Annotated in this window: 17 protein-coding genes; 14 read left to right on the top strand and 3 right to left on the bottom strand. The window is 45.2% G+C overall.

Features of this window, described 5'->3' with window-relative positions; all coding sequences use genetic code 11:
* Positions 1–71: 71 nt before the first annotated feature.
* From FRZ54_RS20035 to FRZ54_RS20025, 3 genes are read left to right on the top strand one after another with little or no spacing between them, the layout of a single operon-like run.
* Positions 72–2,531 (top strand): glutaminase family protein, encoded by a 2,460-nt coding sequence (locus FRZ54_RS20035; protein ID WP_147033590.1) that lies wholly within the window; start codon positions 72–74, stop codon positions 2,529–2,531.
* 7 nt (positions 2,532–2,538) lie between these two features.
* Positions 2,539–3,324, top strand: a complete 786-nt coding sequence (locus FRZ54_RS20030; RefSeq protein WP_147033589.1) for an NIPSNAP family protein — start codon at positions 2,539–2,541, stop codon at positions 3,322–3,324.
* 24 nt (positions 3,325–3,348) lie between these two features.
* Entirely contained in the window at positions 3,349–4,797 is a 1,449-nt protein-coding gene (locus tag FRZ54_RS20025; protein ID WP_147033588.1) for a phytoene desaturase family protein, read from the top strand.
* A 1-nt stretch (position 4,798) separates the two neighbouring features.
* Here FRZ54_RS20025 and FRZ54_RS20020 read toward each other — a convergent pair whose 3' ends face one another.
* The 3 genes from FRZ54_RS20020 to FRZ54_RS20010 all read right to left on the bottom strand — a co-directional run bounded on the left by FRZ54_RS20020 (position 4,799) and on the right by FRZ54_RS20010 (position 7,502).
* Positions 4,799–6,562 (bottom strand): family 43 glycosylhydrolase, encoded by a 1,764-nt coding sequence (locus FRZ54_RS20020; RefSeq protein ID WP_147033587.1) that lies wholly within the window; start codon positions 6,560–6,562, stop codon positions 4,799–4,801.
* Positions 6,563–6,650: 88 nt separating this feature from the next.
* On the bottom strand, positions 6,651–6,929 hold the full coding sequence (locus tag FRZ54_RS20015) for a 4a-hydroxytetrahydrobiopterin dehydratase (protein WP_147033586.1): 279 nt from the start codon (positions 6,927–6,929) through the stop codon (positions 6,651–6,653).
* 60 nt (positions 6,930–6,989) lie between these two features.
* Positions 6,990–7,502 (bottom strand): hypothetical protein, encoded by a 513-nt coding sequence (locus FRZ54_RS20010; protein ID WP_147033585.1) that lies wholly within the window; start codon positions 7,500–7,502, stop codon positions 6,990–6,992.
* A 238-nt stretch (positions 7,503–7,740) separates the two neighbouring features.
* Here FRZ54_RS20010 and FRZ54_RS20005 point away from each other — a divergent pair, with 238 nt between their 5' ends.
* From FRZ54_RS20005 to FRZ54_RS19955, 11 genes are all read left to right on the top strand, one after another.
* Entirely contained in the window at positions 7,741–8,985 is a 1,245-nt protein-coding gene (locus FRZ54_RS20005; protein WP_147033584.1) for an efflux RND transporter periplasmic adaptor subunit, read from the top strand.
* A 45-nt stretch (positions 8,986–9,030) separates the two neighbouring features.
* Positions 9,031–10,485: a TolC family protein gene (locus FRZ54_RS20000; protein ID WP_147033583.1), complete on the top strand. Its 1,455-nt coding sequence runs from the start codon at positions 9,031–9,033 to the stop codon at positions 10,483–10,485.
* Between the two features lie 21 nt (positions 10,486–10,506).
* Positions 10,507–11,172, top strand: a complete 666-nt coding sequence (locus tag FRZ54_RS19995; protein WP_147033582.1) for an ABC transporter ATP-binding protein — start codon at positions 10,507–10,509, stop codon at positions 11,170–11,172.
* Positions 11,173–11,193: 21 nt separating this feature from the next.
* The gene (locus FRZ54_RS19990) at positions 11,194–12,426 is read left to right on the top strand and encodes an ABC transporter permease (protein WP_147033581.1); all 1,233 of its coding nucleotides are present in this window, start codon (positions 11,194–11,196) and stop codon (positions 12,424–12,426) included.
* Positions 12,427–12,451: 25 nt separating this feature from the next.
* The gene (locus tag FRZ54_RS19985; RefSeq protein WP_147033580.1) at positions 12,452–13,633 is read left to right on the top strand and encodes an ABC transporter permease; all 1,182 of its coding nucleotides are present in this window, start codon (positions 12,452–12,454) and stop codon (positions 13,631–13,633) included.
* A 27-nt stretch (positions 13,634–13,660) separates the two neighbouring features.
* On the top strand, positions 13,661–15,034 hold the full coding sequence (locus FRZ54_RS19980) for a sigma-54-dependent transcriptional regulator (protein WP_147033579.1): 1,374 nt from the start codon (positions 13,661–13,663) through the stop codon (positions 15,032–15,034).
* Positions 15,018–16,316, top strand: coding sequence for a sensor histidine kinase (locus FRZ54_RS19975; protein WP_147033578.1), 1,299 nt, complete (start codon positions 15,018–15,020; stop codon positions 16,314–16,316). Before FRZ54_RS19980 ends, FRZ54_RS19975 begins: the two co-directional genes overlap by 17 nt.
* 24 nt (positions 16,317–16,340) lie before the next feature.
* Positions 16,341–17,876, top strand: a complete 1,536-nt coding sequence (locus FRZ54_RS19970; RefSeq protein WP_147033577.1) for a beta-N-acetylhexosaminidase — start codon at positions 16,341–16,343, stop codon at positions 17,874–17,876.
* Positions 17,873–19,072, top strand: a complete 1,200-nt coding sequence (gene nagA, locus FRZ54_RS19965; protein WP_147033576.1) for an N-acetylglucosamine-6-phosphate deacetylase — start codon at positions 17,873–17,875, stop codon at positions 19,070–19,072. Before FRZ54_RS19970 ends, nagA begins: the two co-directional genes overlap by 4 nt.
* On the top strand, positions 19,056–19,820 hold the full coding sequence (locus tag FRZ54_RS19960) for a glucosamine-6-phosphate deaminase (RefSeq protein ID WP_147033575.1): 765 nt from the start codon (positions 19,056–19,058) through the stop codon (positions 19,818–19,820). Before nagA ends, FRZ54_RS19960 begins: the two co-directional genes overlap by 17 nt.
* 69 nt (positions 19,821–19,889) lie before the next feature.
* A complete protein-coding gene (locus FRZ54_RS19955) occupies positions 19,890–22,604 on the top strand; it encodes a phosphoesterase (protein WP_147033574.1) in 2,715 nt (904 codons plus the stop codon).
* Positions 22,605–22,708 lie beyond the last annotated feature (104 nt).

The following is a 22,708-nucleotide window of genomic DNA, read 5'->3' as shown; positions in this document are numbered from 1 at the left end:
CGATTTTTTCGTTTATATTTGCCTTAACTGACCCTAACTAACGTCTTGTTTTTCAACGGTATTTATAAACTATGAGAAAACTTTTTCCGATGTTTTGCCTGGTGCTGGTGTGCCGGTCGCTTTTTGCACAGGTTGAAAAGGCTCCAGCCTACCCATTGATCACCCACAATACTTACATGAGCATATGGTCGTTTGGCGATACGCTAACATCGTCTACTACAAAGCATTGGACAGGTAAAGACCAATCGCTGCTGGGCTTCATCAGGGTCGACGGCGAAGTCTATCGCTTTATGGGTAAAGCTCAAAAAATTTATAAGACATTGCTGCCCGCGTCGGATGAGAAAGCATACCAGTGTAAATACACCGAAACACGGCCCGCCGATAATTGGATGAGCCTGCAATTTAATGATGCTAACTGGAACGCAAGCGGTGCGCCATTTACCGACGATAAGACCCAGGCTAAAACTCTCTGGAAAAGCAGGGATATTTGGATACGAAGAACCTTTACCCTCGACAACACTAACATAGACAAACTGGTACTGAAGCTTCAGCATGACGACAATGTCGAAGTTTACCTCAATGGTGAAAGAGCATATGGTAATATTGGCTGGACAAGCGATTTTCAGCTTATTCCGCTAAGGGATGCGGTAAAGGCAAAACTAAGAGCCGGTACCAACGTTTTGGCCATCCATTGCGTCAACACTGCAGGCGGCGCCTGGCTGGACGCTGGTCTGCTCGACGAAGTAAAGGACCCATCGGAAAACGATGTCAAAGTAGCGGTGCAAACCGGCCGGGAAATGACGGCTACCCAAACCAATTATAAGTTTAGGTGTGGTAAGGCCGACTTGCTGGTAACATTTACGTCCCCCTTGCTTATTAACGATATGGATGTTTTTATCAGGCCCGTGTCTTACATTACCTACCGCGTAAGGTCGAATGACAATAACCGTCACGACATAAAAGTCTTCTTAGGCGCGTCGACTGATATTGCTGTCAATAAACCGACGCAGGATGTTGCTGCAGTCACATACACCAGCAACAAATTATCTATCATCAGGGCAGGAACGATCGAACAACCTATTTTGAAAAAAAAGGGTGATGATCTCCGGATCGATTGGGGCTACATGCATGTAGCGGTACCCAAAACCATGAATGCTATTCAATATGTAAGCCAGGCTAAAGAGACCATTAACCCTTTCGCCTCAAAAATATACACAACAACTGATACGGTAAAAGGTAAGAACCTGTCCCTTAATACTATAATCCCTTTCGGTTCGGTGGGCAGGAACTTTGTCTCGAACTTCGTCGAGATCGGTTACGACGACCTGTTCCCGGTGATGTTTTTTGATATTCCGCTGAAACCATGGTGGAAAGCCGATGGCACAAAAACCATTGAAAAGGAATTGAATATTGCGTATGATGATTATGCATCAGTAATGAAAAAATGCGGCGCTTTTGATAAAATGATATTCACGGATGCCTTAAAAGCCGGCGGCAATAAATATGCCGACCTATGCGTAATAGCTTACCGGCAAAGCGTAGCTGCGCACGTGTTGGTTAAAAGCCCTCAGGGCAATATTCTCTTCTTATCGAAAGAAAATTTCAGTAATGGTTCCATCAATACAGTAGACGTTACCTATCCCTCAGCTCCGTTGTACCTGGCTTATGCGCCGAAACTGATGGAAGGCATGCTGAACGGCATTTTCTTTTATAGCGAAAGTGGCAAGTGGAAAAAGCCGTTCGCGGCTCATGACCTTGGTACTTATCCCATAGCCAACGGGCAAACCTACGGCGAGGATATGCCTGTTGAAGAATCGGGTAATATGCTCATCCTTACTGCTGCTATTTGTAAAGCCGAAGGCAAGCCTGATTTTGCAAAAGAACATTGGCAAACCCTCACAACATGGGTAAATTACCTGGTGAAAACCGGTTTCGATCCTGCAAACCAGCTATGTACCGACGATTTTGCCGGGCATTTAGCGCATAATGCCAATTTATCCATAAAAGCTATTGAAGGTATTGCCTGCTATGCCCAGCTGGCTGATGAATTGAAACAGCCGCAGGTTGCAGCAAACTATCGCAATACGGCGCAATCGATGGCTAAAAATTGGGTAAAGAAAGCTGATGCAGGTAATCACTATTCATTGGTTTTTGGCGATAAAAATACCTGGAGCCAGAAGTATAATATGATCTGGGATAAAATACTTGGCCTGCACCTGTTCCCCCAGCAGGTTTATAACAAAGAGGTTACGTACTATCTCACAAAGCAAAACAAATTCGGTTTACCTTTGGACAGCAGGAAAACTTACACCAAGTCTGATTGGATAGTATGGACGGCTGCTTTGAGCAATAATATACAAAACTTTAAGGCGTTGACCGATCCTGTTTACAAATACGCTACCGAAACTCCAAGTAGAGTACCTTTAAGCGATTGGCATGAAACTACCAATGGACGTATGGTTGGGTTCCAGGCCAGGAGCGTTGTCGGCGGGTATTTTATGAAGACGCTGGAGCATAAATGGGTGAAATAATTTTTCTATGAAAACCAGATATATCAAATTACTGTCCATCTCCTGGCTCGTAGTATTAGGCCTGGCATTTACTGTAAATGCACAAACCCCGCGCTATTACTACCAGATAAAGGTATACCACCTCAAAACACAGGCCCAGGAAGACAGGCTCGACAATTACTTTAAGAATGCGTATTTGCCTGCATTGCATAGGGCCCATATCACAAACGTTGGGGTGTTTAAGCCGGTAGAGCAGGATACCGCTGAAAAAAAGATATATATACTGATTCCCTACAGTACCATGACGGCGTTAGAAAACACCGATAATAACTTACTGAAGGATAAAAAATACCTGGCCGATGGGAAGGATTATATTGATGTACCCTTTAACGATGCGCCTTATAACAGGATAGAGACTATCGTTCTGAAGGCTTTCCCTAAAGCACCCGTTCCCGAAAAACCCGTATTGAAGGCAGCCAAAGCCGATCGTGTTTACGAACTGCGCAGCTATGAAAGCCCCACTGAAAAATATCATATCAATAAGGTTAAAATGTTTAACGACGGTGGCGAAACGGTACTGTTTAAACGCTTGAATTTTAATGCCGTTTTCTATGCTGACGTCATATCAGGCAGTCACATGCCCAACCTGATGTACATGACCACTTTTGAAAGCAAAGCCGACCGTGACGAACACTGGCAGAAGTTTTCGAACGACGAGGTTTGGAAGAAGTTATCAGCTGCTCCGGAATACCAGCACAATGTTTCAAAAGCAGATATAATATTCCTTCACCCCACAGAATATTCCGATTTTTAAGGCTTAATAATTTCGGAGGCCGCTATGAAGCTTGAAAAACGTGAATACGATGCTGTTGTAGTAGGTTCGGGTCCCAATGGTTTGGCAGCAGCAATAGTGTTGCAACAAAACGGCCTTTCAGTTTTATTGATCGAGGGTAAGGATACTATCGGCGGAGGAATGCGTTCTGCTGAATTAACACTTCCCGGCTTTACCCATGATATTTGTTCGGCTATCCACCCGCTTGCTGTAGGCTCCCCCTTTTTTGAAACATTGCCTCTTGCGAGTTATGGGTTGGAGTACATCTATCCGGGCGTGGCTGCCGCACATCCGTTTGATAGCGGGAAAGCATCTGTATTGCGGCATTCGATAAGCGAAACAGCTGGCTTGCTCGACGCCGATGCAGAAGCATATGAAAAACTAATGCAGCCGGTCGTAAATGACTGGCCGTCTATCGCCCCCGATGTATTGGGCCCGCTTCATTATCCGAAACACCCGCTTGCTATGGCAAAGTTTGGATTAACAGCACTGAGATCTGCAACTTCAGCAGCGAGCCGGTTTACGACAGAAGAAGCTAAAGGCTTATTCGCTGGCATGGCGGCCCACTCTATGCAACCTTTAACCCATTTAACTACCGCCGCGATAGCTTTGGTGCTAATGTCCGCCGGACATCTCGATGGCTGGCCGTTACCGAAAGGGGGAACCCAAAGCATAGCGAACGCGTTGGCATCATATTTTGCTTCGCTCGGAGGAAAAATAGAAACCAATACTTACATAACTTCACTGGATCAGTTGCCTTCGTCTCACGCAGTTTTATTTGATATTACACCAAGACAGCTATTGCAAATCGCGGGACATAAATTCTCCCATATTTATAAATGGCAGTTGGAACGTTACCGCTATGGCATGGGTGTTTTTAAAGTCGACTGGGCATTGGACGGGCCGATACCATTTATTGCAGAAGAATGCCGCAACGCAGGTACGGTCCACATTGGTAATACGTTCGGCGAAATTGTGGATTCCGAACAGGCTACCTGGAATGGTCGGCATCCTGAAAAGCCTTTCGTGCTGTTGGCGCAACAAAGCCTGTTCGATCAGTCCCGTGCCGTTGGGGGCAAACAAACAGCCTGGGCCTACTGTCATGTGCCCAATAGTTCAACTGTCGATATGACCGACGCTATCGAAAAGCAAATCGAGCGCTTCGCACCCGGCTTCCGCGAACGAATACTGGCAAAACATACCATGAACACTGCGCAGGTAGAAGAGTATAATCCAAACTACGTTGGCGGCGATATCAACGGCGGTGTCATCGATTTAAGTCAGTTGTTCACCCGCCCGGCCTTGCGCTGGTCGCCATACAAAACATCGGCTAAGGGGATGTACATCTGCTCAGCATCCACTCCACCCGGTGGGGGAGTTCACGGTATGTGTGGCTATTATGCTGCAAAGCGGGCACTGAGGGATGTATTTTCTATCTCTTTGAAGCCCCTTTAGCCTACTTCACCTCTATCACCTTCGTTCTTTCCGAGATTCCGTTCTCATTAAATGATTCGATCTGGAAATAATAAGGCAAACTTTTTTCCATACCGTTAAAGAAGTATTCGTTCTTGCCGTAAACCATAATATTGTTATAGAGTTTATCAGGGGCCACACCCATATAAATAGTATAACCAATAGCGTTATCAACAGGCTGCCATCTTATCCACGAATTGCGGCGTTCCGCATCGCCACGCAATACCATAAAGTCCTTTACCTCACCTGGTTTCGCTCCGGCACCTTTGCCAAACGCCCTGAACCCGGATATGGCAAATTTACCGGTGGGCATGTGAATATTTACCAGCTTAAGATATCTGGTTTTAGCCGGTTTACTTAACTCAATATAATCATGCGGAACGTCGGTCTTGTTCTTGCTTTTATCCACCAAAACCCTCCAGTTTTTACCATCGACGGACGAGTAGATGACGTATTGAGTAAATACTCCCCGCGATTTCCCTGAAAATTCTGCATCCTGATCCGCATAATTCACCTGGATAGCATTTATGGTACAAACATCCCCAAGGTCGCTTTTTAGCCACTCGCCTTTATTGGCGGTTTTGGCACTCCAGTAAGTTTTGATGTCCTCGTCTACCGCATTGTTGGCGTGATAACCTCCAAGCGTGGATGAAACCTCAACAGGTTTGCTATAGTTAAGGATCATCCACCCGGTAAAGTTGCTGTTACCGTTCAGGTGATCCTCTTTGCCATCCGGCAGGTATTGCGGAAAATCGCCATAGGCTGTGTTGCAGTACAAAACACCATCTTTGTCAAAGCCGGCCGGCCAGAAACCGATGCGCCGCTCAAAATTGTTCTTCACATTCACTACCATGGTAGATATATGCCAATAGTTGCCGTATTTATCGGCCCATGTTGCCCCGTGTCCGGCGCCTTTGATAAAGCCGCCCGGTTTGTACGAGAATGGGTTATGTTTTTGATAAGTAAATGGCCCAAGCGGTTTCTCGCCTACAAAAACACCATCGGCATAACCGCGCCCCTCAGTGCCCGAACCCCCGAATTGTAAATAGTATTTGCCATCATGCTTGTTCATCCACGAGCCTTCCATAAATCCGCCCAGGAAAACATTGTCGTTGTTTTCGCCAAAGCGTTCCCATCCATGTTCTTCATAGTCCAGGTGTAGAGTTTCCACCTTAGGGCCTATCGGTTCAAAGGTTTTTCGATCGATCTCCTGCCCGTAAAGGGGCAGCGTATTACTTGAGCCGTGATAGATATACACCCGCCCGTCGTCATCCGCGAACATGCCCGGGTCCCAGGCGCCTACTTTAAAATAATCTTTAGCAGCTTTCCATTCGTTATGCACAGGGTCGGTACTCATCCATAATGTAAAGTCCTTATTATAAGTCGATCCGATCACAAGCAAAGTATCTCCCAAAACCAAAGTTGCTGGAGCACACAGGTTGTCGCCCTGGTTCTCGTTGTATGGCCGCAAAAAACTGCGGTAGTTGAAATGCCAGTTCACCATATCGTCGCTGTACCAGTAACCCCACTGGTTGGTAGAAAACAGGTAGTATTTGCCCTTGAACAGGGTGACCGTCGGGTCGGCTGTGGCACGGTGGCGCCCCCACTTAGAAAAATCTTTAAATGGTGTATAGCCGTAATCCAGGTTTAAGGGGTTGCAGTAGGTGAGTCTTTTTTGCTGTGCGTTCAGCCCGGCAAATGATACCAATAACAGGAACAGTGCCAGGCTGCTTTTAAATGACCTCATAGTAAAACGGTTTAATATTGGAATGATGCCACTAATATAACCCGTTTTCTATGGTGGTCAATCGATGTGAAACAGATGATGTACTATTTCACATCGATTTCTCAATTTCAATGGCAAAGTCAATGTCTTTTTGAGTTACGCCACCGGCATCATGGGTATTCAGCTTTAATGTCACTTTATTATATACGCCCGACCAATCAGGGTGATGATCCAGTTTTTCGGCAATAAACGCTGCCTTACACAATAGCGTAAAGGCCTCGAAAAAAGTTTGAAAAATGAAATTTTTGAAGATATAGTTCTCTTTGTATTCCCATCCTTTCAATCCTTTGAGTTGGTCATCTATGTCCTGTTTGGTAAGCCTTTTCATGTCAGGTTTTGTTATTGATATTATTAACAACAGGCTTTATGATAAAGTGTTTTTATCCGATCAAAGCCTTACCGCCGCTCTAACACCAAGGCACTTCTGGTAGGTTGTCTGGTCGAAATATACGGTAAAAATATAGGTATGCTGCTTACTTTGGTCCCATTTATACCCCAGGTTGAATATCCGTGCAAATTCGGTATCACTTTGGCCGTTTGATGATAGAAAGCCCACGCCGAGGTCGACACCGGCATAGATATTCATCGGAAAAGTGTAGCTGCCGTCTGCCGTGATATTAATGACGCTCGCACCATGTGATTCGGTGGCTAAGAGCGGAGTTTTACCGATAAAGTAAGAATAATTCGCCCTGCCACCCACGGCCACCTCAGTTGTGATGTTTGTCGTGGCGGCAACGTCGGCTCCTATGCCAAGAGAAGTATAGTAGGATAGATTTCGGATAGGAATAGCCACATTCGGCCCGATATCAAAATGCCAGTCGCCTGACGATTGTGCTTTTGCGTCTGTAAAAAACAAGCAGGAAAAAAGCAAAAACCCTAAAATAAGATAGATCTTTTTCATAATGATTTAAGTTAAGGTAAATTGATAAATAGGTTGATACTTAGATAAATATACAAACAGGGATAATAAAAATCAAAAAAATCATCTGCGGTGCAAATGAATTGATTTAGCCTGCCCGAAATCGTTAAATCTGTCCGGTATCGGACACTTTCTTGAAATTTATAAATAGTAAACAATTGATTTATAAGTATTTGTGTTTGGTATGGCGCTTGTAAACTGTTAAGGCAAAATTGCATACATGGATACCGAAATTACCCAGGAAGTACTAGTACAGAAACGAAAGAAAACAACTGTTGTCATCATAATAGCTATTGCCGTTATAGCAATTGTTATATGGCTTATCAGAATATTTCTCGGCTCCTCTGTAACCCGGGCAGAAATAACAACGGCTAAAGTTGAAATAGGGGATGTAGAAAATACATTGAACGCTTCGGGCGAGGTGTTACCCGAGTTTGAAGAGATCATCACAAGCCCGGTGAACGCGTCGATAAAAAAAGTAGTGACTGATGCCGGTGGTAAGGTAAAAGCTGGCCAGTCTATACTTACCCTTGATAAATCAGCATCGGAAAACGATTACGCCAAACAGAAATTTCAGTTAGAGACCAAGCGCGCCGAGATAGCCAAACTCAAGCTTGATCTGGATAAAAGTTATTTCGATATACAATCCAACAACGACATAAAGGAACTGCGCATAGGCAATTTGAAAGATGCTGTTGAAAATGCAAAGCGCCTTTATAAAGCAGGTGGTGGCACGCGCGAAGATATAGAGCAGGCCGAATTGAACCTTAAAGTTGCAATGCTGGAAAAAAAGCAAATAGAGAACGAGATAAAAAGCAAACAGAAAACCATGCTGATAGAGGAGAAAGAGGCTGAAATAGCCGCCGACATCCAGCAGAACGACCTGAATGAACTGGAGCGTAAATTGAAACTTGCCGACGTGGTGGCTACCCGAAGCGGGGTTGTGACTTTTGTCAACAAAAATATCGGGGCCAATATAAAAGAAGGCGAGACCCTGGCCCGTATAGCCGATCTCAGCAGCTTTAAAGTTACCGGGAGCCTTTCAGATACTTATCTCGACCAATTGCATACAGGTATGCCGGTTATCGTCCGCATTAACGATACCCAATTAAAGGGAACCGTATCAAATGTTAATCCGTCGGTGCAAAACGGCATTATCTATTTTGATATTCAGCTGGAAGAGCGCAACAACAAGCAGTTGCGCCCAAATATGAAAGTGGATGTTTTCCTGGTAACTGCTGTGCACACTAAGGTGTTGCGTGTAGCAAACGGTGCGGCATTTAAAGGCGCAAGTCCGCAGGATGTTTTTGTCATCAATGGCAACAGGGCCGTAAAACACTCTGTTCATACCGGCCTGAGCAATTTTGACTATGTAGAAGTAGTGAACGGGATAAAGCAAGGTGACGAAGTGATAACCTCGGATATGAGCGAGTATAAAAACACGAAGGAGTTGAACATTAAGTGACCAGAGAGTGCTGCCGGACATCAGTAACATTAGATCGAATTAGCAATGAAATTTTTATATACAGCAATATTACTATTACTTAGCACAACAGCCTTTTGTTCGGGCGGGGATACCATCAGGCTTACCTTACACGATGTGGTGGAACTGGCCAAGGGAAACTCTATCGCATCCAAACAGGCTGTTACCACGCGCGAAACCAAATACTGGCAATGGCGTACATTTAAATCCAACTATAACCCCCAGCTTTCATTAACCGGCAACTTGCCGGGTTACAGCAAAACCAACCTTCAGGTTTTGCAACCCGATGGTACGATACTTTTTCAGCCGATACATAATGATAACTCCGAAATGACGCTAAACTTCAGTCAGAGCATTACTGCTACCGGTGCAACCATTTATGGCCAAACCCAGCTGCAACGCTTCGACGATTTTGACAGGCATAATGTGTTGTATAATGGTGTTCCTTACGCTATAGGTATAAGTCAGCCGTTGGGCCAATACAATAGCTTAAAGTGGGAAAAAAGGATACAGCCGCTGCTTTATAACGAAAGCAAGCAGGCTTATATCGAGGCCCAGGAACAGATATCAATTACTGCGACAGGCTACTTTTTCGACCTGCTGCTTGCACAGGTAAATTTGCAGATAGCACAAACCAACTATTCAAATACAGAAAATATCCTCAAGATTGCGAATACTAAATTCCAGATGGGTAAGATCACCCGGAACGAAATATTGCAGCTACAACTCGAATTATTAAACGCAAAAAAGGCCGTTGGTAATGCCAAACGCGACATGGAGTTAGCAACGCTCAACTTGCGCAGTTATATCAGCCAGGAAGGTGACGACCGGATAACTTTAATTGTTCCGGAGAGTATCAGTTCAATGACCGTATCGGCTGACAGGGTTCTGGAAGAAGCTTATGCCAACCGGTCGGATGCCATTGCGTTTGTAAGAAGAATAGCCGAAGCCAAACGCGATGTAGCCATAGCACATGGCCAAACCGGCCTTACTGCCGCATTAACCGCAAACCTGGGTACGTCAAACTCGGCTCCTAATATCGCTGGGGTCTACCGCTCGCCACAAACACAACAGCTGATACAATTGACTTTTAGTATCCCTGTTTTGGATTGGGGCCGGTCAAAATCGAAGATCAAAACAGCCGAAGCCAATGAGAAATTTACAGAATATGCAGTGGAGCAGGATAAGCAAACATTTAAACAACAGATCGTAACGCAGGTTACCCTATTCAACCAAATGAAAGAGCAGGTGGGCCTGACAGCCCAGGCTGATAGTATTGCGGGGGAAAAATATCAGATAGCAAAGGAGCGATATGTGTTGGGTAATTTAAGCATCACCGACCTCAGCATTGCCTTCCAGGAAAATGACCAGGCAAAAAGGGATTATGTGGCCGCGCTGCGCGATTTCTGGAGCGCTTACTATCAATTGCGTTATCTGTCACTTTTTGATTTCGACTCGAATCAAAAGATCACTTATAAATAACCTTAAATAGAAAACAACGATATGATAAGTTTACAAAACATCGAAAAAGTTTACCGCACCGATACAGTTGAAACACTGGCACTGAGTAGTGTAAGCCTGGATATTGCCAAAGGCGAATTCCTATCCATTATGGGCCCGTCGGGTTGCGGAAAAAGTACATTACTTAATATTATGGGGCTGCTTGATGCGCCCACCAAAGGCGATGTACGCATAGCCGACCAGAGAACAGAGAGCCTGAACGATAAGCAGCTGGCACAATTCCGTAACAAAAAATTGGGCTTCATTTTTCAGAGCTATCATTTGATAAACGACTTGCAGGTGCTGGATAACGTGGAATTACCATTGCTTTACCGTGATGTAACCGCTAAAGAAAGAAAGCAACTGGCCACAGAAGCTTTGGCCAAAGTCGGACTATCTAACCGCATCAAGCACTTTCCTACTCAATTATCCGGTGGTCAAAAGCAGCGTGTGGCGATAGCCAGGGCGATAGTTGGCAGGCCGGAAATTATCCTGGCCGACGAGCCTACGGGTAACCTCGACAGTGCCATGGGCAACGAAATTATGGACATCCTGATGCAATTGAACCAAAAGGACGGCACAACCATCGTAATGGTTACGCACGACGAGAATATGGCACACAAAACTCACCGCTTAGTGCGGTTGTTTGATGGTTCGCAGGTTCAGTAATCACTTTAAAATATTCAAGCCATGCTTAAAAATTATTTCAAAATAGCCATAGCGGTACTGAAAAGGCGAAAGTTCTTCACCTTTATCAGCTTGTTCGGTATAAGCTTTACGCTAACCATCCTGCTTGTGCTTACCGCATTCATTGATAAGGTTGTTGGTGATAATTACCCCGATAAAAAACGTGACAGGTCGCTTTACGTCTCAAGGATATCGCAGTCGGGTAAAAATACCATGCAATCGGGACCGCCTTCTTTCTATTTCCTCGATCATTATGCCCGCACTTTGAAAACCCCGGTCAGTATCGGTATTTCGTCGGGCTTTAACGGAACAAACACTTATGTGAACAATAAAAAGATAGCGGTGAACTACAAATACACCAACGCTGAGTACTGGGAAATACTGGAATATGATTTTGTAGAGGGGAAGCCTTTCGGCAAGAAAGAAGTTGACAACGCCGACAAGGTTGCCGTCATTTCGACCGATATGAAAAAGGAATATTTCGGCGATGGCGGATCGGTTGTGGGACAGTATATCGAGGCGGATAATGTAAAATACCGCGTTATTGGAGTTGTGAAAAATGTACCAATTACCAGCTATATGCTTTACAGCGATATCTACCTGCCCTATACCGTGGCCAAGGACCAGGGATATAAAAACAATAAGAGCTACGGTGGCGGTTATTTTGGTATTCTGCTGGCCAGGTCGTCCGGAGATCTTGACAAAATGCACGACGAATATGAGGCCATGATAAAAAGGTTAAAACCCGAAGATAAAATGTTTACTACGGTTAACAGCCATGCCGATACCTACATCAAAGCTTACGTTGATACAGGTGATGATAAACATTCAGGTACGTTTATCGCAATCACGGCCATTAGCATATTTGCGGTCATCGTGATGCTTTTACCTACGCTTAACCTGGTGAACATCAACATTACCCGTATCATGGAGCGCTCGTCAGAGATCGGGGTTCGCAAAGCTTTCGGTGCATCGTCAATGACGCTGGTCTATCAATTTATAGTGGAGAATATCATTCTTACACTTCTTGGCGGTTTGATAGGTATCGTATTATCTTTTATCGCTTTGCAGGTTATCAACAGCGCTCATCTTATCGCAAACCTCGAACTCACTATCAACTTTACTGTGCTGTTTATCGGCCTGTTAGTTTGTTTGTTGTTCGGGTTGTTATCGGGTGTCTACCCGGCATGGCGCATGTCCAAACTAAATGTGGTAAATGCATTAAAAGCGCAATAAGTCAAATCATTTAAATCAACATATCATGTTCAAGCATTTATTTAAACTGATCTGGAATAAAAAGAAGCAAAACTTTTTATTGATGTCCGAGATGCTGGTCTCGTTCCTGGTCATCTTCGCAGTATTTACACTTTTTGTATACTATTATAACAATTACAAAAAACCTATCGGGTTCGATTATAACGACTTGTGGGCCGTGAGTTACAATAATACCTACAAAACCACTAATACGGATTCATTGAACACATTCTATGAAAACCTGAGGGCAACTATTAAATCAATGCCTTTGGTAAAGGAAGCAAGTTTTTGCAGCGATAATATACCTTTTTCAAACAACCAATGGACCGGTGACGTGCATTATAAAGGGGGTACCAGCAATGCCGACCACTATACTGCCGATGATAACTATAAAAATACGATGAATATTCAGGTGCTGCATGGCAGGTGGTTCGAAAAAGCAGATGGCATGGCAAAAACTACACCTGTTATCATCAATAATTCATTGAAAGATAAATTATTTGGTTCTGAAGAAGCAGTTGGGAAATTGATGGATGAGGGCGACGCAAAAAACAGCCTCAGGGTCATAGGCGTTGTGCAGGGAGTAAAAGCAGGTGGCGATTACGCGCTGGCTCGTCCGGCTATCTATAAAAGGGTAGACACCGGATCATTCCATTGGCTGGGTAAGATCATGATCAGGGTGACGCCGGGTGCGGATGCTGCATTTGAAAGCAAGCTATATAAGACGATGGCTAGTTATATGAAGGATTCCAATGTCGAGATAGAGCATATGGCAAATAAGCGCAAAAGCGCCAACCTTTGGAGCCTAATACCGATGATCGTTACATCCATCGTTGCATGTTTTTTGATCATTAACGTGGCGATGGGGCTGTTCGGCGTACTTTGGTACAACATCAATAAACGCCGTGGCGAAATAGGTTTGCGCAGGGCTATTGGGGCAACCGCGAAGTCTGTATCATCACAATTGGTTTCAGAAGCCTTGGTGCTCACCACGTTCTCCCTTATAATTGGGACTTTTTTTGCGATCCAGTTTCCTTTACTGAACGTGTTCAATCTTGAAGCAGGGATTTACATTGTGGCGCTCATACTGTCGATCATATTTATCTATTTGCTGGTGACGGTTTGTGCCTTATATCCTGGTAAACAGGCTGCAGCAATTTACCCGGCGGTGGCACTGCATGAAGAATAACCATTTGCTTATACTTGCAATTGTAATATGATACTAATAATTGACGATGATATAGCTGTACGCACCTCGCTGCAATTACTTTTAAAAAGTGAAGGTTACGAGGTTGCTGACACGCCTTCGCCTGGTGACGCTTTAAACATTGTCAAAAAACGGCACCCTGAATTGGTCATCCTCGATCTGAATTTCTCTATTGCTACGTCTGGCGAGGAGGGTATGAGTCTGCTTGCTAAGATTAAACAGGCCGACCCGGCGGTGCCGGTGATATTAATAACAGGGTGGGGGAGTATCGAACTGGCTGTAAAAGGCATGAAACTGGGCGCGAACGATTTTATCAACAAGCCCTGGAATAACGATCATTTGCTGCAATCGGTAAAAACTCTGCTCGACCTTCAGGATAAAAAAGCGCAGCACAGTACCCGGAAACAACTGGATAGCCAGTATAACTTTCAACACATCATCGGCGAGGATCCGAACATGCTGGATATATTGGAAACTATCGGGCGGGTTGCAGGTACAGATGCCTCGGTACTGGTGATGGGAGAAAGCGGAACGGGCAAGGAATTGATAGCAGAGGCTATCCATCAAAACAGTTTGCGCCGAAATAAGCCTTTTATTAAAGTGAATCTTGGAGGTATTTCGACCTCCCTGTTCGAAAGTGAGATGTTCGGGCACATTCGCGGGGCATTTACCGATGCAAGGTTTGACAGGATGGGTCGATTCGAAATGGCCAATAAAGGCACCATCTTCCTGGATGAAATTGGCGAGTTGGATGCCGGCAGCCAGGTAAAGTTACTGCGGGTATTGCAGGACCGTACCTACGAGGTGTTGGGAAGCAGCCGTACAAAAACAGTCGACGTTCGCGTTGTATGCGCCACCAATAAGAACCTGAACGAGATGGTTGCCCGTCAAAGTTTTAGGGAGGACCTGCTTTATCGAATTAACCTGATCACCGTTTATCTGCCTGCCCTGCGCGAGCGCCCGAAGGATATTCCTTTGTTGGTCAATTTTTTCATCAATAATTTAAAGGAGATATATAATCGCCCTAAACTAACCGTATCTGTCAACGCGATGAAGTGGCTGCAAACTTTGCCATTGCCCGGCAACATTCGCCAACTGAAAAACCTGGTGGAACGTTCTATCCTTATTAGCAAAAAGGATGTGCTGGATATTAAAGATTTTCGGTCGCAACTGGAACTATCGCCGGTAAAAAAAGGTAATTTGCAGATGCCGGGAGTAGGGGTGGTGACCCTGGAGGAAATGGAGGTCGAGATGATCAAACGCGCGCTTGAATTTCATCATAACAAAATAGCGCGGGCAGCGAAATCACTGGGCCTTACCAGGAGTGCCTTATACCGCCGGCTCGAAAAATACCAGATACCGTTCGATGAAGCTGAGGACTAAGTACATCCTGTTTGTTGTTATCCTGCACCTCATTGTGCTGGTGCTCAGCTACTACATTCTTGAAAAAAACCTGGTATTTTTTATCATATCAGAAGTTTTTGTCATCATCTCCCTTATCATCGCCTGGAACCTGTACCGCCAGCTGATACAGCCGCTAAAGTCACTGATGCAGGGTATTGAGGCAATCCGCGACAGGGATTTTAATGTAAAATTTGTGCCGACAGGTAAACGCGAGGTCGACCAGTTGATAGGCGTCTATAACGAAATGATCGACCACCTGCGTACCGAACGTACCATACAGGAGCAGCAGCATTTTTTTCTTGAAAAATTGATCTACACTTCACCCACCGGTATTATTATTTTGGATTATGATAACAATATACACCAGATCAACCCCAAAGCCTGCGCCATACTCAATGTTAATGAAAAAGAGTTGCTTAAACTGTCGGTTGAGTACTTACCGGATGATTTCCTCAAGCATATCAAAACGGTAAAGCCGGGCGATTCAAAAATATTTAAACTGAACGGCGCCACCACTTACCGCCTGCAGCGGTCGCATTTTATCGATCGCGGTTTCGCGCGCGATTTTATTATGATCGAGGAACTTACGGCTGAGATACTCGCTGCTGAAAAGAATGTGTATGGTAAGGTGATCCGCATGATGGCGCATGAGGTGAACAATACCATAGGGCCGGTAAATTCTATTATACAATCTGCCCTAAAAACCGATAAACTATGGGAAGGACACCATTCCGACGACTTGAAAGATGCGCTCGGCGTGGGCCTCGACCGAAATCAGAACCTTAATCTTTTCATACGCAACTTTGCCGACCTGGTGAAGCTGCCTGTGCCAAACCGTAAACTGATCGATCTGAACAAGCTGGCAGCGTCGGTGGTTACACTGATGGAAATCAGGGCATCTGAAAAGAATATAAAACTGGTCACGCAATTAAATGCCCTGCCTGTCAATGTCTCAGCCGATGAGCAGCAGATGGAGCAGGCGCTTATCAACATAGTCAAAAATGCTATCGAAGCCAGTGATGAGTCCGGCGAGATAAAACTTTCGGTAAGGTTGGCGCCAAGGCAACTGATCATAACGGATAACGGCAAAGGCATAAGTGCCGAACAAAGCGAACAATTGTTTACACCATTTTTCACAACAAAAAAAGATGGACAAGGCATAGGTCTTACACTGGTGCGCGAGATACTGGTCAATCATGCTTTTGAATTTTCCTTAAAAACAGTGGCTCCGCAGCAGACAGAGTTTACCATAAACTTCTAATTTTATAGCGTAAACCATTTCGCTATGAAAAAATGTCTTCTGCTTTTACTCGTCATGTTTGCGTGTGCCCCAATTAATTATAGCCAAGCGCACGATTTCGCTGTAAAAGGTTTCCATCTCGATCTGCGGATACAGGCAATGCCGATGCCCGCGCTAAAGCAGTTCGCGCTGAAACTAAAACAAGAAGGCATGAATACATTGATCATGGAGTGGGAGGGAACATATCCCTTTGAAAAGCATCCCCTCATTCCAAACCGGTACGCGTATACTAAAGCAGAAATAGTCGATTTTATACAATACTGTAACGGTTTAGGCATAGATGTTATCCCGCTGCAGCAAAGTTTCGGGCATGTTGAGTATATACTCCGGAACGAAAAGTACAAAGATCTGCGCGAGGATCAGAAGGATTATTCGCAGGTTTGCCCGCTTCAAACCAAACAGGACAGCCTGCTTTTTACTGATCTTTACACCGAACTGGCATCCACCCATACTTCAAAATATATCCACATCGGCGGCGACGAGACGTATCTTTTGGGACACGATGCCCGGTGCCAGAAGAAGGTTGCAGAAGAAGGCAAATCTAAATTGTACATCGACTATATCCGGACGCTCTGCAATATCGTGATCAAACTGGGTAAGCGCCCGGTGATGTGGGCCGATATAGCACTGAAATACCCCGAGGCTATCAAGCTGCTTCCGAAGGGAACCATCCTGGTGGACTGGAATTACGGCTGGGATATGAATAACTTCGGCGAGCATAAAAAGCTTGTTGAAAGCGGCTTTGAAATTTGGGGCGCACCCGCCTTGCGTTCGCACCCGGATAACTACTTCCTTACAGAATGGGAAAAACATTTCAAAAACATCCGCGATTTTGTGCCGGCTTGCCGCAAATTGGGTTATAAGGGAATGATCATGACCTCATGGTCAACCTCAGGAGCTTATTCATCAGTTTGGGAGACCGATGAAAATCTTCTTGATCTCTATGCCATCAGGCATGTGTACCCCATTAGCGGGTTTAACATATTGCTGGCAGCCTATGCTGAAAGCCTGGGATCGGAGAAACCGCTTGACATTGATGCATTTGTCACCAAATACGCTGTTGACTATTATGGTTTAACTCCCGGTCAGGCCGCTAAATTCTGGCAGGCGCTAAAAATGCCGCAATACCAGGTAATGCAGGGCAAGGCAGTATCGCCAACATCTATGTCCGTCGAGCAATCGCTGGCAGAAGCGGGTAATGCGCTGACTATCTTTAATTCGTTAAATCCAACAAAAAACCAGGATGAGTTTAAGCATTATAGTTTAATGGCCACCATCCGCGTACACTACCTGACCTATGAACTTATTGAAGCAAATGTGAATTCACCAACGTTTGACCCGGCTGAGATACCTGCAGTGCTTGATAAACTAAAGGATCTTATAAATCGGCAGGCCCGGCTCGATGTGGTTTTTGAGCAATTGAACCAGGATTATTTATATCCCGGCGAGGTGCAGGAAGAAAGCGACCTTCGCAATGCCAAAGCGGAACTATTGTATAACCGGTTATCACGTCAAAAATGACTTCGATGCAACTGATCCTAAACGGCCGTGTTATTACGCGCGACAAGATCTTTGATAATGGAAGCGTATTGGTTGGCGATGGCAAAATAATAGCCGTATCTGAAGGCAGGATCGATGCGCCTGGTGCTGCTGTTATCGATGCAAAAGGACAATATGTTTCGCCCGGTTTTATCGACATACACATCCACGGAGGCGGCGGGCACGATTTTATGGATAACTCGGTTGAAGGGTTCCTTGAGATAGCCAAAACGCACGTACACCATGGCACAACAGCCATGTTTCCCACAACATTATCCTGCGAAAAAGCCGATCTGCTGGATACTTTGGAAGTTTACGAGGACGCGAACAAATTAAATATTGCTGGTGCGCAATTTATGGGTATTCATTTGGAGGGCCCTTATTTTGCCATGAGTCAGCGCGGCGCGCAGGATCCGCGCTATATCCGCAATCCTGATCCTGAAGAATATCGCGAGATATTATCCCGATCAAAATTTATCAGGCGTTGGAGCGCTGCGCCCGAATTGAAGGGTGCTATAGAATTCGGAAAGTACATGGTGCAAAATGGCATTTTACCTGCCATTGCCCATACCGACGCGATCTATGAAGAAGTAGTGGAAGCGTTTAATTCAGGCTATACTTTGGCTACCCATTTTTATTCGGCTATGTCGGGTGTAAGTCGGCGTAACGCTTACCGGTATGCCGGCGTGATAGAAAGCGCCTACCTGATAGACGATATGGATGTGGAGATCATAGCCGATGGGGTACACCTTCCTGCACCCCTATTGAAACTGATCTACAAGATCAAGGGTCCAAACAGGATCGCGCTGATAACAGATGCCATGCGCGCCGCAGCTATGCCGCCTGGTGAAAGTATTTTAGGCGGATTTAAAAACGGCGTGAAAGTTATTGTAGAAGACGGTGTAGCCAAAATGCCAGATCGCCAGTCGTTCGCCGGCAGCGTGGCTACCTTTGATCTGTTAGTACGGAACATGGTGAAGCTGGCTGAAGTACCATTGGTAGAAGCGGTACGCATGGCTTCATATATTCCCGCGAGAATTATGAAGATCGATAACAAAAAAGGGTCGCTGGAAGCAGGGAAGGACGCCGACATTGTTTTTTTTGACGAGAATATTAATATCAGTGCTACCATGATCAACGGTAAAATAATTTTTGATAAGAATGTTCAGGGAATTTAAAGCAGACTCACTGGCTGTCAGGATATATGACTCCCGCTCCGGGATGGGTAATACCGCGGCGATAATGGTTTGTGAAAAGCTGACGGAATTATTCTCGCGGCAGCAGTTTGTGAATATAATCTTCGCGGCAGCGCCATCTCAAAATGAATTCCTGCAGGCATTGGTCGAAAGAAAAGATATTGAATGGCAACGCGTGAACGCCTTCCACATGGATGAATACATTGGCCTGAGCGATGACGCACCGCAAAGATTTGGAGCGTTTTTGAAAGAGAAGATATTTGGTCATTTGCCTTTCCGGTCGGTTAATTACATTAATGGAAATGCTCCAGATCCGCAGCTTGAATGCCGGCGGTACGCCGAACTGTTATTGCAAAAACCGCCCGATATTGTTTGCATGGGCATAGGCGAGAATGGGCACATAGCCTTTAACGACCCCCATGTGGCCAATTTCAACGATCCATTGGTTGTTAAAATTGTCGATTTAGATGAATCCTGCCGCAGGCAGCAGGTAAATGACGGCTGTTTTGCTGCATTAGATGATGTGCCAACTCATGCTATAACGCTAACTGTTCCGGCCTTAATGGCTGGCAGATACATCTGTTGTATGGTGCCGGGAAAAAATAAGACTGCGGCTGTTTTTGATACCATATATGGCGGGATAACGGAATATTGCCCGGCTTCTGCACTGCGCAGGCATCCTAACGCGATATTATTTCTTGATACTGATAGCGCGGGCAATGCATGGTAAGGACATTTAATAATTAATAAAGGCCGACTTAACTTTCTGCTTTTATTTTTATCACCCATATAAACGCACATGAACGCCAGATACGTCTTAATTCTATCCGTTTTTTTGCTTGTTTCAGTAACAGCAGTCGCCCAACAAAAAGTAAATATCCTGGAAGTTCCCGGATACAGTCAATACTGTAAAATTGATACCGCGGGTATCTCAGTGTTGCCAAGCGGCCGGTTTGTAAAGCCTGCCGGCCAAATGGCCCGTATTACGCACGACCCATTTGGCCTCTCGCTTTCCCCTGACGGGAAAAAGGCAGTTACGCTTCATAATGGGGTGATTACGCTGATCGATCTGGCGTCGCTGAAAACCATACGGATACCCAAATATGGAACGAATAAAAAGGATCTGCCCTTTCGTGACGGCAACTTTCTCGGAGTCGCCTTTGCGCCCGATTCCAGAACGGTTTACCTGAGTGGCGGCGACAATGGCGCTGTGTTTGTTTTTGATACGGAGAAACTTCGGATAATTGATTCCCTGTCGCTTAACGGAGAAATTAACGGGAAAAATTATGACGATAGTTTCACTTCCGACCTGTTACTTGTTACCACAACGAACGAACTGCTCGTTTTGGACCGCGGTAATTTTAGGATGGTTCGGATCGATCTTGCCACGAAAAAGAACGTTGCATCCATCGATGTTGGCAGGCAGCCCTTCGGCCTTTCTTTGAGTCCCGATCATAAAATGGCTTTTGTAGCCAATGTAGGGATGTACTCATATCCATTGATCAAAGGCGCTACGGAAAAGAATGTCGATTCCATTATGATAACACATCACCCTTACGGCGACAATACAAAGGAGTCGATCAATGGTACTGTCGTAGAAGGACGAACTATCCCCGGGGTAGGCAGCCCATCGTCGCCCGAAGCGATGAGCGTGTTTACAATTGACCTTATTATTAATAAAGTAATCAGCAGGTTTAAAACAGGCTACCAGGTTGGACAAATGATAGAAGGAGCCGAAGTAGTTGGCGGTGCAAGTCCAAACTCGATAGCTGTTGGTAAAAGCCTGGCCTATGTTACCAATGCTACGAATGATAACATCAGCATTATCGATTATAAAAACAATAAATTATCAGGCACCATTCCTATCCGGGTTGATAGTCGCATTGATAAGTATCGCGGTTATTTGCCTTTTGGCATCGCTTTAAGCAAAGACGAAAAAACATTATATGTTGCTTTGCTTGGATTTAATGCGGTGGCAGTGATAGATGTTGCTACCGGGACGACAGTGGGGCTTATACCTGCAGGATGGGGCCCTGCTCGCGTAAGATTATCTGTTGATGGTAAAGAATTATACATTACATCGTGCCGGGGTTTTGGAGCAGGGCCAAACGGTGGCGACGGATTTGTAAAACCTCCCCAGGGGACTTACATAGGCGACATACAGCTTGGCTTATTTCAGAAAGTGCCCGTGCCTAACTCAAAACAGCTGGCTGCTTACACCAAACAGGTAATAGCGAATACACTAATCAGCAAATCTGTTATGCCGGATCCTAAAAATCCACTACCCGTTTTGCCCGGTCTAACCAAAACGCCTATAAAGTACATTGTTTATATCACGAAGGAAAACCGTACCTACGACGAAGTGCTGGGCCAACTGAAAAATGCAAAAGGCGATAGTACCCTTGCGCGTTTTGGCGTGCATTGCGAGTACACTTTGCCCGATGCGCTCAGAGTGCAGTTACCCAATATGAACGTATCGCCGAACCATATCAAAGCGGCACAACAATTTGCATTTTCTGATAACTACTACTGCGACAGCGACGCCTCCATACACGGGCATCACTGGATGCTTGGCGTAATACCGAATGAATGGGTTGAGGCGAATTCCAATGTAAGCAAAACGGCCAAAATCTTTTCTAAAGCGCCGGGTCGCAGGTTTCCGGGATCAACCGGCAGCATGGATCCCGAGGACTATGCCGAACGGGGTGGTTTATGGGAGGCCCTTGGCCGCAAGCACGTAAGCTTTTACAATTTCGGCGAAGGAAATGAGACCGCGCATAACCGCGAGATATGGACCGATACCGCTACCGGGTCGGGCCATGTGGTAATGGTGCCCATGCAAAAAGCGCTGTTCAATCGTACGAGCCACAATTACGCAGGTTTTAACACAAACATTCCCGATCAGTTCAGGATGGACCAGTTTGAAAGCGAATTCACCAAAATGTGGATCACAGGCAAGCGCAAAATGCCGGCACTCATTACCATGCAGGTGCCTAATGACCATACGGCAGATGTGCGGCCCGCAGACGGGTATCCCATGAAGCAATCGTATATGGCGGATAACGACCTGGCTGTAGGGCGGATATTACACTTTTTATCACGTACCAAATACTGGAAAAATATGCTGGTGATCATTACCGAGGATGACCCGCAAGGTGGAGTTGATCATTTGGATGCCCACCGTTCTATATTGATGATGGCGGGGCCTTATGTAAAAAAAGGATATGTGAGCCATACCCACGCCAATTTTGGATCTATCCTGAAAACGATTTATAATATACTGGACGTACCCTACGTGAATCAGTATGATGCAACCGGGACCCTGCTGCGCGACTTTTTTACAAACAAGCCGGATTTTACTCCTTATACACTGGTTCGAAGCGACACACGTGTGTTTGATCCGTCGGTAGCTATGAAGCGTTATGGAAAGGATGTTGACTGGAGGAAAATAGAAAAAGGTCCGGATATGGATGATGAAGAACATGAACGCAAGGACCACGAACATGCACAGTAATGAAATCAAATTGAACGTACTTATTCATGGAGCCCGGTGCAATTACCGGGTTTTATTGTTTTGATATTACAGGTGAAAATTGATAACCTTGTATTCTAAGATAG

Origin of the sequence: Mucilaginibacter ginsenosidivorans, assembly GCF_007971025.1 — a bacterium.
Classification (GTDB): domain Bacteria; phylum Bacteroidota; class Bacteroidia; order Sphingobacteriales; family Sphingobacteriaceae; genus Mucilaginibacter; species Mucilaginibacter ginsenosidivorans.
Note: the sequence above shows the minus strand (reverse complement) of the source record. Positions and strands in the feature narration are given on the sequence as shown.

Bases quoted from the DNA above. Each gene is read 5' to 3' on its own strand.
- FRZ54_RS19980 (WP_147033579.1), top strand. From the start codon at position 13,661: ATGATACTAATAATTGACGATGATATAGCTGTACGCACCTCGCTGCAA.
- FRZ54_RS19960 (WP_147033575.1), top strand. From the start codon at position 19,056: ATGTTCAGGGAATTTAAAGCAGACTCACTGGCTGTCAGGATATATGAC.
- FRZ54_RS20005 (WP_147033584.1), top strand. From the start codon at position 7,741: ATGGATACCGAAATTACCCAGGAAGTACTAGTACAGAAACGAAAGAAA.
- FRZ54_RS19970 (WP_147033577.1), top strand. From the start codon at position 16,341: ATGAAAAAATGTCTTCTGCTTTTACTCGTCATGTTTGCGTGTGCCCCA.
- FRZ54_RS19985 (WP_147033580.1), top strand. From the start codon at position 12,452: ATGTTCAAGCATTTATTTAAACTGATCTGGAATAAAAAGAAGCAAAAC.
- FRZ54_RS20035 (WP_147033590.1), top strand. From the start codon at position 72: ATGAGAAAACTTTTTCCGATGTTTTGCCTGGTGCTGGTGTGCCGGTCG.
- FRZ54_RS19975 (WP_147033578.1), top strand. From the start codon at position 15,018: ATGAAGCTGAGGACTAAGTACATCCTGTTTGTTGTTATCCTGCACCTC.
- nagA (WP_147033576.1), top strand. From the start codon at position 17,873: ATGACTTCGATGCAACTGATCCTAAACGGCCGTGTTATTACGCGCGAC.
- FRZ54_RS20000 (WP_147033583.1), top strand. From the start codon at position 9,031: ATGAAATTTTTATATACAGCAATATTACTATTACTTAGCACAACAGCC.
- FRZ54_RS20015 (WP_147033586.1), bottom strand. From the start codon at position 6,929: ATGAAAAGGCTTACCAAACAGGACATAGATGACCAACTCAAAGGATTG.
- FRZ54_RS19955 (WP_147033574.1), top strand. From the start codon at position 19,890: ATGAACGCCAGATACGTCTTAATTCTATCCGTTTTTTTGCTTGTTTCA.
- FRZ54_RS19995 (WP_147033582.1), top strand. From the start codon at position 10,507: ATGATAAGTTTACAAAACATCGAAAAAGTTTACCGCACCGATACAGTT.
- FRZ54_RS20010 (WP_147033585.1), bottom strand. From the start codon at position 7,502: ATGAAAAAGATCTATCTTATTTTAGGGTTTTTGCTTTTTTCCTGCTTG.
- FRZ54_RS20030 (WP_147033589.1), top strand. From the start codon at position 2,539: ATGAAAACCAGATATATCAAATTACTGTCCATCTCCTGGCTCGTAGTA.
- FRZ54_RS20020 (WP_147033587.1), bottom strand. From the start codon at position 6,562: ATGAGGTCATTTAAAAGCAGCCTGGCACTGTTCCTGTTATTGGTATCA.
- FRZ54_RS20025 (WP_147033588.1), top strand. From the start codon at position 3,349: ATGAAGCTTGAAAAACGTGAATACGATGCTGTTGTAGTAGGTTCGGGT.
- FRZ54_RS19990 (WP_147033581.1), top strand. From the start codon at position 11,194: ATGCTTAAAAATTATTTCAAAATAGCCATAGCGGTACTGAAAAGGCGA.